Source organism: Propionicimonas sp., from assembly GCF_047606205.1.
Lineage (GTDB): Bacteria > Actinomycetota > Actinomycetes > Propionibacteriales > Propionibacteriaceae > Propionicimonas.
In genome coordinates this window covers 1-12366 of record NZ_JASGES010000255.1, presented here as the reverse complement: position 1 = coordinate 12366, position 12366 = coordinate 1, and the positions used below count along the sequence as shown (strand labels likewise).

General features: G+C 70.3%; 11 protein-coding genes. All 11 read left to right on the top strand.

The window, feature by feature from the left end:
* The coding region (locus QM633_RS15955; protein WP_415154824.1) for a molybdopterin dinucleotide binding domain-containing protein at positions 1 to 375 on the top strand (375 nt) is incomplete at its 5' end.
* On the top strand, positions 372 to 1667 hold the full coding sequence (nuoH, locus tag QM633_RS15950) for an NADH-quinone oxidoreductase subunit NuoH (protein WP_415154822.1): 1296 nt from the start codon (positions 372 to 374) through the stop codon (positions 1665 to 1667). The genes QM633_RS15955 and nuoH, both read left to right, overlap by 4 nt.
* Entirely contained in the window at positions 1668 to 2231 is a 564-nt protein-coding gene (gene nuoI, locus QM633_RS15945) for an NADH-quinone oxidoreductase subunit NuoI (protein ID WP_415154820.1), read from the top strand. It begins immediately after the preceding gene.
* Complete coding sequence (locus QM633_RS15940; protein ID WP_415154818.1) at positions 2228 to 3016, top strand: NADH-quinone oxidoreductase subunit J; 789 nt, start codon at positions 2228 to 2230, stop codon at positions 3014 to 3016. The genes nuoI and QM633_RS15940 overlap by 4 nt, the downstream gene beginning before the upstream one ends.
* Complete coding sequence (gene nuoK, locus QM633_RS15935) at positions 3013 to 3312, top strand: NADH-quinone oxidoreductase subunit NuoK (protein ID WP_415154816.1); 300 nt, start codon at positions 3013 to 3015, stop codon at positions 3310 to 3312. Before QM633_RS15940 ends, nuoK begins: the two co-directional genes overlap by 4 nt.
* Positions 3313 to 3319: 7 nt before the next feature.
* Positions 3320 to 5227 carry an NADH-quinone oxidoreductase subunit L gene (nuoL, locus tag QM633_RS15930; RefSeq protein ID WP_415154814.1) on the top strand — a complete coding sequence of 636 codons (1908 nt, stop codon included), beginning with the start codon at positions 3320 to 3322 and terminating at the stop codon, positions 5225 to 5227.
* A 13-nt stretch (positions 5228 to 5240) separates the two neighbouring features.
* Positions 5241 to 6758 (top strand): NADH-quinone oxidoreductase subunit M, encoded by a 1518-nt coding sequence (locus QM633_RS15925; protein WP_415154812.1) that lies wholly within the window; start codon positions 5241 to 5243, stop codon positions 6756 to 6758.
* Entirely contained in the window at positions 6755 to 8317 is a 1563-nt protein-coding gene (gene nuoN, locus QM633_RS15920; protein WP_415154810.1) for an NADH-quinone oxidoreductase subunit NuoN, read from the top strand. The genes QM633_RS15925 and nuoN overlap by 4 nt, the downstream gene beginning before the upstream one ends.
* Before the next feature lie 4 nt (positions 8318 to 8321).
* Positions 8322 to 9335, top strand: coding sequence for a polyprenyl synthetase family protein (locus tag QM633_RS15915; RefSeq protein ID WP_415154809.1), 1014 nt, complete (start codon positions 8322 to 8324; stop codon positions 9333 to 9335).
* 182 nt (positions 9336 to 9517) lie between these two features.
* Positions 9518 to 10873, top strand: a complete 1356-nt coding sequence (locus tag QM633_RS15910) for an NAD(P)/FAD-dependent oxidoreductase (protein WP_415154807.1) — start codon at positions 9518 to 9520, stop codon at positions 10871 to 10873.
* Complete coding sequence (locus tag QM633_RS15905) at positions 10873 to 12297, top strand: amidase (protein WP_415154805.1); 1425 nt, start codon at positions 10873 to 10875, stop codon at positions 12295 to 12297. Before QM633_RS15910 ends, QM633_RS15905 begins: the two co-directional genes overlap by 1 nt.
* Positions 12298 to 12366 lie beyond the last annotated feature (69 nt).

Sequence of the window (12366 nt, the reverse complement as noted above, 5' to 3'; positions counted from 1 at the left end):
GTCGCCGCGACGCCGGCCGGTGTCGCCGCGACAGCGCCCCAGGTCAGCGACGGCGAGGTCACCGTCAAGCTCGCCACCTGGCGGCAGCTGATCGACGGCGGACGCGGCCAGGACGGCGAGGAGGCCCTTGCGGCGACGGCGCGTCCGTCGGTGGCGAGGATCAGTCCGGCGCTGGCGACGGCACTGGGTGTCGCGGAGGGCGACCAGGTGGCGGTGGGCGGCGGCGCGGGCTGGTACAGCCTGCCGGTCGCCGTCACCCCCGGCATGGCCGATGGCGCCGTGTGGGTGCCGACGAACTCTCCCGGCACTCCGCTGGGCGAGCTGGGCGTGGTCCACGGCGACGCGGTCACCCTGAGCCTGGGAGGCGAGGAATGAACGATCCGTGGTGGCTGGTCCTGATCAAGGTCGTCGTCCTCTTCGTGGTCCTGCTGGTCTGGACGATCTTCAACGTCTGGTACGAGCGGCGACTGGTGGGCAAGATGCAGCACCGCCTCGGCCCGATCATGAACGGCCCGTTCGGTCTCGGCCAGGCACTCGCCGACGGCATGAAACTCCTGATCAAGGAGGACTTCATGCCCTCCATGGTCGACCGGGTGCTGTTCACGATCGCCCCGATGATCGCCGGCACGGCCGCCTTCACCGCCTGGGCGGTGATCCCGTTCGGCGGCAAGGTGACGATGTTCGGCGTCGACACCTACCTGCAGCTCGCCGACCTCCCGGTCGGCGTGCTGGTGCTGCTGGCCGTCACCAGCGTCGGCATCTACGGGTTCGTGCTGGCCGGCTGGTCGTCCAACTCCCCGTACTCGCTGCTCGGCGGCCTGCGCTCGAGTGCCCAGATGATCTCCTACGAGATCGCCATGGGCCTGGCGCTGGTCTCGGTGTTCCTCTACGCCGGCTCGATGTCCACCCATGACATCGTCGAGGCGCAGCGGACGGCGCTGATGCCGTTCAACCTGAACATCGGCCTGCAGAGCTGGTACTGGCTGCTGCTCCTGCCCTCGTTCGTCGTCTACGTGATCTCGATGGTCGGTGAGACCAACCGCGCCCCCTTCGACCTTCCCGAGGCCGAGTCCGAGCTCGTGTCGGGCTACATCACCGAGTACTCCGGCTTCCGCTACGCGGTGTACTTCCTGGCCGAGTACATCAACATGGCGACGGTGTCGGCGATCGCCACCACCCTTTTCGTCGGCGGCTACCTGCCGCCCTGGCCGCTCACCCTGATCGAGCCGCTGAACAACGCCTGGCTGGGCCCGATCTGGTTCGTGATCAAGGTGCAGCTGTTCATCTCGCTGTTCGTCTGGCTGCGGGGCACGCTGCCGAGGTTCCGCTACGACCAGTTCATGAAGCTGGGCTGGAAGGGACTGATCCCGGTCTCGCTGGTCTGGATCGTGGTGGTCGCGACCTTCCAGTCGCTGCGGGCGAACAACCTGCTCCAGGGGCCGTTCCTGTGGGGCGGGATCATCATCGTCCTGCTCGCGATCGTCGCGATCCTGTTCATCGGCGAGAAACCCGAACCCGAACCCGAGCCGGAGCCGGAAGGCCCGTTCGACGCGTTCGCCGGCGGCTACCCCGTCCCGCCGATGCCCGGGCAGGTGCTGCCCGAGATGCAGGGCGTGGTCACATCCACCGCGGAGGCCCCACGGGCCGGCGCCGGAGAGGAGCAGTAGATGGGAATCTTCGACCCGTGGGCCGGGTTCGGGGTCACCTTCCGCACGATCTTCCGGAAGACCTTCACCCAGGGCTACCCGGAGAAGGGCAAGGAGAAGATCACCGCGCCCCGCTTCCACGGCCGGCACCAGCTGAACCGCTGGCCGGACGGCCTGGAGAAGTGCGTGGGCTGCGAGCTGTGTGCGTGGGCGTGCCCGGCGGACGCGATCTACGTCGAGGGCGCGGACAACACCGAGGAGGAGCGGTACAGCCCCGGTGAGCGGTACGGCCGGGTCTACCAGATCAACTACCTGCGCTGCATCCTGTGCGGGCTGTGCATCGAGGCCTGCCCCACCCGCGCCCTGACCATGACCAACGACTTCAAGCTGGCCGACACCAGCCGGGAGAAGATGATCTACACCAAGGACCGGCTGCTCGCCCCGCTGCTGCCCGGCATGGAGCAGCCGCCCCATCCCCGCCGGCTCGGTGAGGACGAGAAGGACTACTTCCTCGGCCTGCCCGCCACCGGCAAGCCCGACAACCGCACCCCGGTCGTCGAGGACGCCGCAGGAGGCACCCGATGACCGCCGTCGTGTTCTGGATCGCCGGACCGCTGGCCGTGCTCGGCGCGCTGGGCCTGCTGTTCTTCCGCAAGGCCGTGTACTCCGCGCTCAGCATGGCGTTCACGATGATCAACCTGGCCGTCCTGTACGCGTCCCTGAACGCGATGTTCCTCACTTTCGTCCAGATCATCGTCTACACCGGCGCCATCATGATGCTGTTCCTGTTCGTGATGATGCTGGTCGGCGTCGACACCCCCGACTCGGTGGTCGAGACGCTGAAGGGCCAGAAGGTCGCCGCCTGGCTCGCCGGCGCAGGCATGCTCGGCCTGATCGTCTTCGGGATCGGCGGCGCGATGGTCGGTGGGCCCAACGTCGGCCTCGACCAGGCCAACGCGCTGCACGGCGGCAACGTGCAGTCCCTGGCCGCGCTGATCTTCGGCCGGTACGTGTTCGCCTTCGAGCTCACCTCCGCCCTGCTGATCACGGCGGCCGTCGGGGCGATGGTCCTCGGCCAGCACGCCCGGACGAAACCCAAGCCCACCCAGCGCCAGCTCGCCGACGAGCGGATGCGGGAGTACGCGGAGTCGGGCGTCCACCCCGGCTCGCTGCCGAACTCGGGCGTGCTCGCGCAGCACAACTCGATCGCCACCCCCGCCCTGCTGCCGGACGGTTCGGTCAGCGAGGCCTCCGTCTCGCCCACTCTCGCGATCCGCGGGGTGATCGTGGACGCCCCGGCGCTGAGCCGGAGCACCGCGGCGGTCTTCGAGCAGGTCAGCGGCCCCGAGGCCGAGGAGGAAGACGAGTGACCCCCGACAACTACGTGTACCTGGCCGCGATCCTGTTCACGATCGGGACCATCGGCGTGATGATCCGGCGCAACGCGCTGGTGGCGTTCATGTCGGTCGAGCTGATGCTGAACGCCGCGAACCTCGCCATGGTCGCGTTCGCGCTGGCCCGAGGCGGACTCGACGGCCAGGTCGCGACCTTCTTCGTGATGGTGGTCGCGGCGGCCGAAGTCGTGGTCGGCCTGTCCATCATCATCACCATCTACCGCACCCGGCGGTCCACCTCGGTGGACGCGGCGAACCTGCTGAAGCTGTGAGGGCCCGATGACCACCCTGGAAACCCTGGCCCCGCTCCCGGCCAGCGGCATGTTCTCCTACGCCTGGCTGATGATCGCCGTGCCGCTGGTGATGGCCGCGGTCCTGCTGCTGTTCGGCAGCATCCTGGACCGGGTCGGCCACTGGATGGCCGTGGCCGCCGTCGGATTCAGCTTCGCGATCGCGGTGTGCCTGTTCTCCCAGCAGCTGCTCAGCGCCCCCGAGGCCCGTGCGGTGAGCGTCCCGCTGTTCGACTGGATCACCACCGGTTCCTGGACGGTCTCGGCCGGCCTGCTGGTCGACCAGCTGTCGATCCTGTTCGCGCTGCTGATCACCGGTGTCGGCTCGCTGATCCACATCTACTCGGTCGGCTACATGGCGCACGACGAGCGCCGCCGCCGCTTCTTCGCCTACCTGAACCTGTTCATCGCCGCGATGCTGGTGCTGGTGCTGGCCGACAACTACCTGGTCCTGTTCGTCGGCTGGGAGGGCGTCGGCCTGGCGTCCTACCTGCTGATCGGGTTCTGGCAGCACAAGCCGTCCGCGGCCGCCGCCGCCAAGAAGGCCTTCGTGATGAACCGGGTCGGCGACCTCGGCATGACGATGGCCGTGATGAGCATGCTGGCCCTGTTCGGCAGCTCTGCCTTCGTCGCGGTCAACGCAGGAGCCGGGCACCTCGACGCCGGCTGGGCGACCACGATCGGGCTGCTGCTCCTGCTGGGCGCCTGCGGCAAGTCCGCGCAGGTGCCGCTGCAGGCCTGGCTGCTGGACGCGATGGAGGGCCCCACGCCGGTCTCGGCCCTGATCCACGCCGCCACCATGGTGACCGCCGGCGTCTACCTCGTCGTGCGCAGCCATGCCATCTTCGAGATGTCCTCGGCAGCCACCACCGCCGTCGTCGTCGTCGGAACGGTGACGCTGCTCGCCGGCGCCTGGATCGGCACCAGCAAGGACGACATCAAGAAGGTGCTGGCCGGCTCCACGATGAGCCAGATCGGCTACATGATGCTGGCCGCGGGTCTCGGCCCGGTCGGCTACGCGTTCGCGATCTTCCACCTGCTCACCCACGGCTTCTTCAAGGCCAACATGTTCCTCGGCGCCGGCTCGGTCATGCACGGCATGGCCGACGACGTGAACATGCGCCACTACGGCGCGTTGTCGAAGGCGATGCGGATCACCTTCCTCACCTTCGCGATGGGCTACCTGGCGATCATCGGCTTCCCGTTCTTCGCCGGCTACTTCTCCAAGGACCACATCATCGAGGCGGCCTTCGGGGTCAGCACGATCGCCGGCGTCTGCGCGCTGGTCGGCGCGGGCATCACCGCCTTCTACATGACCCGGCTGATGCTGATGACCTTCCTCGGCGAGAAGCGCTGGCAGGACGGCGTGCACCCCCACGAGTCCCCGAAGGTGATGACGGTGCCGCTGGTCATCCTCGCGGTGTTCTCGGTGGGCGCGGGCCTGCTGATGAACTGGTGGATCCAGGAGTGGCTGGAGCCCGCGGTCGGCAACCACGTCGAGGAGCTCTCGCTGGTGCCCGGCCCGATCGGCTGGCTGACCCTGCTGGTGGTGGCCGCCGGGGTGGCGCTGGCCTGGTTCCTGTTCGGCGCCCGGCCGGTTCCCGCGGTGGCGCCGGCCTCGTCCAACCCGTTCACCCTCGCCGGACGCAACGACCTGTTCGGCGACGCGATCAACAACACGCTGGTGGTGCAGCCGACCCTTGTCGCCGCCCGCGGCCTGGTCGCCAACGACGACCGGATCATCGACGCCCTCGCCGACGGCAGCGCATCGATGATGACCGGGCTGTCCTCGCAGACCAGACGCCTGCAGACCGGCCAGGTCCGAACGTACGCGCTCACGATGACCATCGGCGTGCTCGCCGTCGGTGCCGTGATGATCCTCACCCAGCTGGGCTGAGGGAGGAGCTGAGATGACATTCCCCCTGCTCACCTTCCTCGGGCTCGTCCCGCTGGTCGGCGCCGGCGTGCTGTGCCTGCCGGTGAAGCAGATCGCCCGCGGCGTCGGGATGGTGTTCGCCCTGGTCACCGCCGTCGTCGGCATCGCGGTCGCGGTCGTCTACGCGGGCGGCGGAGCCGCCGACCTGGCCGAGAAGGCGGCCTGGATCCCGCAGTTCGGCGCCTGGTGGGCGATCGGCGTGGACGGGATGGCACTGGTGATGGTGCTGCTGACCGTCCTGCTGGTGCCGGTCGTGCTGCTCGCCGAGTGGAAGGTTCCCGGCCGCGGCCGCTGGACCCCCCAGGTCTTCTTCGCCCTGGTGCTGGCGCTGGAGAGCCTGTCGCTGTTCGTCTTCATGGCGCAGGACGTGCTGCTGTTCTACCTCTTCTTCGAGGCCACGCTGATCCCGATGTACTTCCTGATCGGCGGCTTCGGCGGCGCGCGGCGCTCCTACGCCGCGGTGAAGTTCCTGCTGTTCAGCCTCGGCGGCGGCCTGATCATGCTGGCCTCCGTGATCGGCCTGTACGCGGTGTCGGTACAGCTCACCGGCGCGCCGACCTACCTGCTCAGCGAGCTCAGCCAGCTGCAGCTCGACCCGATGCTCGGTCGCTGGCTGATGGCCGGCTTCCTGGTCGCCTTCATCGTCAAGGCGCCGATGGTCCCCGTCCACACCTGGCTGCCCACGGCCGCGGAGGAGTCGACCCCCGGCACCTCCGTCCTGCTGGTCGGCATCCTGGACAAGATCGGCACCTTCGGGATGATCAAGTTCTGCCTGTGGCTGTTCCCCGAGGCCAGTACCTGGGTGGCGCCCGCGATGGTGGTGCTGGCGCTGGTCAGCATCCTCTACGGCGCGATCGCCGCGATCGGCAGCACGAACCTGCTGCGTCTGGTCGCCTACACCTCGATCAGCCACTTCGGCTTCATGGTGCTCGGCATCTACACCTTCACCACCGCGGGCATCTCCGGCTCGATCTTCTACATGGTCAACCACGGCTTCTCGACGGCGGCGCTGTTCGGAGTGATCGGGTTCCTGATCTCCCGGCGCGGCTCGGCGCTGGTCGCCGACTACGGCGGCGTGGCGAAGGTCGCGCCCGTGCTCAGCGGGGTGTTCCTGATGGCCGGCCTGTCCGGTCTCGCCCTGCCGGGCATGTCGAGCTTCGTCTCGGAGTTCATGGTGCTGGCCGGGACGTGGTCGCGACAGCCCGGCGTCGCCGCGGTCGCCACCCTCGGCACCGTCCTGGCCGCGGTGTACATCCTGCGGATGTACCAGCGCACGATGACCGGGCCGGTCACCGACGAGGTGGCCCGCACGTTCACGAGCGACGCGACGGCGCGGGAGAAGTGGGTGGCCGCCCCGCTCCTGGCCGTGATCCTGCTGCTCGGCTTCGCGCCCAACCTCGCCCTGGGCGTGATCGAGCCGGTCGCGCAGTCCACCATGAGCCACATCGGGGTCGCCGACCCGGTGGCGCCGCTGGGAGAGGAAGCCAAGTGAACACCATCGCAGCGCCCACCTTCGAGTGGTTGCAGCTGGCGCCCGTGCTGACCGTGCTGCTGGCCGGCTGCCTCGGGATCCTCTTCGAGGCCCTCGCGCCGCGGCGGTGGCGGTTCCTCGCCCAGGTCGTCCTGTTCGAGTTCGCGCTCGCGCTCGCCTTCGTCTTCCTCGCGCTGTCCTGGACGCAGCCCAAGAACAGCCTGGGGCTGATGGCGATGGGGTCGATCAGCCTGGACGGCCCGTCCTACCTGATGTGGGCGGCCCTGCTGGTCTTCGGCTTCCTCAGCCTGCTGGTGTTCGCCGAGCGCGACCTCAACCACGGGGCGACGTCGTTCGCCGCGTCCGCGGCGTCAGTGCCCGGCAGCCCCGCGGAGGCGGAGGCGATCGCGGCCCGGCACGAGCACAGCGAGGTCTTCCCGCTGGCCCTGTTCTCCCTGACCGGAATGATGGTCTTCTGCGCGGCCAACGACCTGCTCACCGCCTTCGTCGCGCTGGAGGTCATGTCGCTGCCGCTGTACCTGCTCTCCGGCATGGCCAGGCGTCGCCGCCTGCTCAGCCAGGAGGCCGCGTTGAAGTACTTCCTGCTGGGTGCGCTGTCGAGCGCGTTCTTCCTGTTCGGGATGGCCCTCGTCTACGGCTTCTCCGGCTCCTTCGAGCTCAGTGGCATCAACGACGCCATCTCCGACCCGGTCTACGGCCGCGGCCTGCTCTACACCGGAATGGGCTTCCTCGGCGTCGGCCTGCTGTTCAAGATCGGCGCGGTGCCGTTCCACAACTGGGTGCCCGACGTCTACGTCGGCGCTCCCACCCCGGTCACCGGCTTCATGGCGATCTGCACGAAGCTTGCCGCCGTGGGCGCGGTCCTGCGAGTGTTCTACGTCGCCTTCGGGGCCGAGCGGTGGGCCTGGCAGCCGTTGCTGGCCGTGATCGCCGTCGTGACGATGGCCGTCGGTGTCGTGGTGGCGCTGACCCAGACCGACATGAAGCGCCTGCTGGCCTACAGCTCGATCTCCCACGCCGGGTTCATCCTGGTCGCCGTGGTCGGCGCGACGGCCGGTGTCACCGGCCAGATGAACAGCTTCGGCGCCGTCCTGTTCTACCTGGTCGCCTACGGCTTCGCGACGGTGGCGGCGTTCGCCATCGTGACGATGGTGCGCGACCAGGCGGGGGAGGTGCACGCGATCTCGCGCTGGGCGGGCCTGGGCCGCACGAACCCCCTGCTGGCCGGGATCTTCGCGCTGCTGATGCTGAGCTTCGCCGGCATCCCGCTGACCGGGGGTTTCATCGGCAAGTGGGCGGTGTTCTCCGCGGCGTGGCGGGGCGGCTACTCGTGGCTGGTGATCGCTGCGGTGGCGTTGAGCCTGGTGGCCGCGTACGTCTACCTGCGCGTGATCGTGCTGATGTTCTTCGCCGAGCCCGTGGACGGGGTCATCGTGGGCAGGGCGAGCGGTCTGACCTGGGTGCCGGTCGGGCTCGGCGCGATCGCGTCGGCCTACCTCGGCCTGTTCCCCGGGCCGCTGCTGGACCTCGTGCTCTCGGCCAGCACGTTCCTGCGCTGAGGCTATGCTGGCCGCCGTGTCCGTCGCGTCCCAGGCTGCTGATCTCGCCGGCGAACTCCCCGAGGAGTTCACCGCCCGGGTGACCGGGCTCCTGGACCGGATCGAGGAGCGCCTGGCCGAGGCCGCGGTCGCGCGGACGGACTTCGTCACGCAGGCTGCGCAGCACATCATCCGGGCGGGCGGGAAGCGGTTCCGTCCGATGCTGGTGGTGCTGGCGTCCCTGCTCGCCGATGACCCCGACGACGAGGCGGTGGTCAGGGCCGCGCTCGTGATGGAGCTCACCCATGTGGCGAGCCTGTACCACGACGACGTGATGGACGAGGCCGAGCTCCGCCGCGGCGCCCCGAGCGCCAACCAGCGCTGGGACAACACGGTGGCCATCCTGGTCGGCGACTTCCTGTTCTCGCGGGCCTCCTCGATCGTCGCGACGCTCGGCACCGACTACGTGAAGCTGCAGTCGGACACGTTCGCCCGGCTCGTGCAGGGCCAGATCGCCGAGACCCGCGGCCCGCGCGAGGGCGAGGAACTGCTCACCCACTACCTGGACGTCCTGGCCGACAAGACCGGATCGCTGATCGCCGCGTCCGCGATCTTCGGCGGCATGGTGGCCGGGGTCGGTCAGGCCGAGCTGGACGCGCTGGCGGCGTACGGCGAGGAGATCGGGATGGTCTTCCAGCTCAGCGACGACCTGCTCGACATCGCCAGCGACACCTCGGGCAAGACCCCTGGCACGGACCTGCGCGCGGGGGTGCCCACGCTGCCGACGTTGCTCGCGCGGCGCAGCACGGACCCCTCCGACGCCCGCCTGCTGGCACTCCTCGACGCCGACCTGTCGCGGGACGCCGACCTCGCCGAGGCGCTCGGCCTGATGCGGGCACACCCCGCCATGGCCGAAGCCAGGCAGGAGGTGAACCGGCGGGCCGAGGTGGCTCGGGCCCACCTCGCCCCGCTGCCCGAAGGCCCGGCCAAGGACGCGCTCGCCGCCCTCTGCGACGGCGTCATCTCCCGCTCCTCCTAGCCGCCGTCCACTCCAGGCTGGCCGGCGGGTCGGCGAGCTCGCGGCCCCCGGTCCGCGACACCACGAGCGGTCGGGCGCAGCCGTGCCGCGGGTGTCCACGGTGTGGGGGACGCAGACGCGCGAGGACGGCGTGGCGGGTTAGGGTGGCCTCACTGCGGAAGCACTCCTGAACGGAGGTGGGCATGTCCCGTCCCCATGTGGTGATCATCGGGTCAGGGTTCGGCGGGCTGTTCGCGGCCCAGGCCCTCGCGAAGGCGGACGTCGACGTCACGCTGGTCGCCAAGACCGTCGCGCACCTGTTCCAGCCGCTGCTGTACCAGGTGGCCACCGGGATCCTGTCCACCGGCGAGATCGCGCCGGCGACGCGGGACATCCTGCGCAACCAGGCCAACGCGACCGTCCTCCTGGCGGAGGTGACCAGTATCAACCTGGCCAGCCGGGTCGTCGTCGCGGAGAAGCTGGCCAAGGTCGTCGCGCTCAAGTACGACCACCTGATCGTCGCCGCCGGCGCCGGCCAGTCCTACTTCGGCAACGACCAGTTCGCCACCTTCGCGCCCGGCATGAAGAGCGTGGACGACGCGCTCGAGCTGCGGGCCAGGATCTTCGGCTCGCTGGAGATGGCAGAGCTCACCGAGGACCTGGACGAGCGTCGTCGCCTGCTCAACTTCGTCGTCGTCGGTGCCGGGCCGACCGGGGTGGAGATGGCGGGACAGATCGCGGAGCTCACCCATCACACGCTCCGCCGGAGTTTCCGCCGGATCGACACCACACAGGCGCAGATCCTGCTGCTGGACGGCGCCAGCGCCGTGCTGGCCCCGTTCGGGCCGAAGCTGTCCGCCGCCGCCAAGGCCGAACTGGAGCGCAACGGCGTCGAGGTGCGGCTCGGGGCCCTGGTCACGAATGTGGACGCGACCGGCCTCGACGTGAAGTACTCCGACGGCACGACCGAGCGGATCGCCTCCTCCTGCAAGGTGTGGGCCGCCGGCGTCCAGGCGAGTCCGCTCGGCCGCACCCTGGCCGAACAGTCGGGGGCCGGCCTGGACCGGGCCGGGCGGATCCAGGTGAACCCCGACCTGACGCTGCCCGGGCACCCCGAGGTGTACGTGGTCGGCGACATGATCAGCCTGAACGGGCTGCCGGGAGTGGCCCAGGTCGCCATCCAGGGTGGCCGCTACGCGGCGTCCCGGATCTGCGGCGAACTCGCCGGGACCCCGGTCACCACCGACTTCGTCTACCACGACAAGGGCTCAATGGCCGTGATCAGCCGGTTCGGCGCGGTCGCCAAGGTCGGCAAGCTCGAGCTCACCGGCTTCCCGGCGTGGTTCGCGTGGCTCTTCGTCCACCTGATCTATGTCGTCGGGTTCAAGAACCGCATCACCACCCTGCTGCACTGGCTGATCACCTTCGTCGGGCGCGCCCGGTCCGAGCGGGTGACCACCGAGCAGCAGCTGGTCGGCCGGCTCGCGGTCAAGCAGCTCGGCGAGGACTTCCAGCCGACCATCGCCGGGACCCTCGACCCGGGCAAGATCAAGCACTGATGGAGATCACCGCCCTCGACGCACTCGCCACGGCGGCTGCGATCCGCACCGGCGCCGCGTCCGCGGTCGAGGTGGCGCAGGCGCACCTGGCCCGGTCCGTGCGGCTCTCGGACGTGGTCGGCGCTTTCGCGCGGCTCACCCCCGAGCGCGCACTGGCCCGGGCCGCCGAGGTGGACGCCGCGGTCGCCCGCGGTGAGACGGCCGCGCCGCTGCTCGGCGTCCCCTGCCCGATCAAGGACCTGAACCCTGTCGCGGGAGTCGGCTGGGAGGCCGGCGCCGCGGTTCTGCGCGGCACCGTGGCGGAGGTCGACGACGACCTCGTCGGCTGGTTCGCCGAGGCGGGCACCGTGCTGACCGGAAAGACCGCCACGCCGGAGTTCGGCCTGCCGTGCTACACCGAACCCGAGGGGGCACCGGCCGCCCGGACGCCCTGGGACCTGAGCCGCTCCGCGGGCGGCTCCAGCGGCGGCGCGGCGGCGGCGGTCGCCACCGGACTGGCGCCGATCGCGCACGGCTCGGACGGCGGGGGCTCGATCCGCATCCCCGCGTCGGCGTGCGGGCTGGTCGGCCTGAAGGCCAGCCGAGGCCTGGTCAGCGGCGGCAGCCTGCGGATGCCCGGCCCCGGCCTGGGCACCGACGGGGTGCTGAGCCGGACCGTGGCCGACACGGCGGTCGCGCTCGACGTGCTGTCCGGGCGCGGGGTCGGCCAGACCTATCACGCGCCGCTCCCGGGAACCAGCTTCGCGGACGCGGCCACACGGGAGCCCGGCCGGCTGCGCGTGGGCGTCCTGACGACGCCGGTGATCGCCGAGGCCGACGTGCACCCTGCCTGCGTGGACGCGGCGTGGGCCGTGGCCGATGCCCTCCAGCGGCTGGGCCATCAGGTCACACAGGCGCCGGTGCCGTTCGGTTACGAGCGGTGGCAGGCGTTCGGGGCGCTCTGGTCGGTCGGCGCAGCGTCCATCCCGCTGCCGGAGGAGGCCGAGCCGTTGCTGCGTCCGCTCACCCGCTGGCTGCGCGAGGTGGGCCGTGCCACCAGCGGGGTGGCGTACGCGGAGGCCGCGGCAGCCGTCCAGCGGCTCACGGTGGATGTGGCGCTGGCCTGGGACGACTTCGACGTGGTGCTCACTCCGACGCTGGCCCAGCCGCCGTCGCTGGTCGGCGGGTTGCGGGACGACGACGATCCGGCCGCCGACTTCGCCGCCCAGACCCGGTTCACGCCGTGGACGAGCGTCTACAACCTGTCCGGCCGTCCGGCGATCTCGCTGCCCTTGCACACCGCCGAGGTGGACGGGCGGACGCTGCCGATCGGCGTGATGCTGGGTGGCCGGTTCGGGGAGGAGGAGACGCTACTGTCGGCGTCCGCCCAGCTCGAGGCCGCCGTGGGCTGGCGACACCCCTTCCTGGCTGCGGACCCCGCCTAGCGCACGCCCACGAGACCGTCCGCGTCCCGCCGGGAGTGCGGGACGGCGCCGGGAACGGGGGACGGTTCT

Coding starts and splice junctions, on each gene's coding strand:
- QM633_RS15940 (WP_415154818.1), top strand. CDS start 2,228: ATGACCGCCGTCGTGTTCTGGATCGCCGGACCGCTGGCCGTGCTCGGC.
- nuoL (WP_415154814.1), top strand. CDS start 3,320: ATGACCACCCTGGAAACCCTGGCCCCGCTCCCGGCCAGCGGCATGTTC.
- nuoI (WP_415154820.1), top strand. CDS start 1,668: ATGGGAATCTTCGACCCGTGGGCCGGGTTCGGGGTCACCTTCCGCACG.
- QM633_RS15925 (WP_415154812.1), top strand. CDS start 5,241: ATGACATTCCCCCTGCTCACCTTCCTCGGGCTCGTCCCGCTGGTCGGC.
- QM633_RS15905 (WP_415154805.1), top strand. CDS start 10,873: ATGGAGATCACCGCCCTCGACGCACTCGCCACGGCGGCTGCGATCCGC.
- QM633_RS15910 (WP_415154807.1), top strand. CDS start 9,518: ATGTCCCGTCCCCATGTGGTGATCATCGGGTCAGGGTTCGGCGGGCTG.
- QM633_RS15915 (WP_415154809.1), top strand. CDS start 8,322: ATGCTGGCCGCCGTGTCCGTCGCGTCCCAGGCTGCTGATCTCGCCGGC.
- nuoH (WP_415154822.1), top strand. CDS start 372: ATGAACGATCCGTGGTGGCTGGTCCTGATCAAGGTCGTCGTCCTCTTC.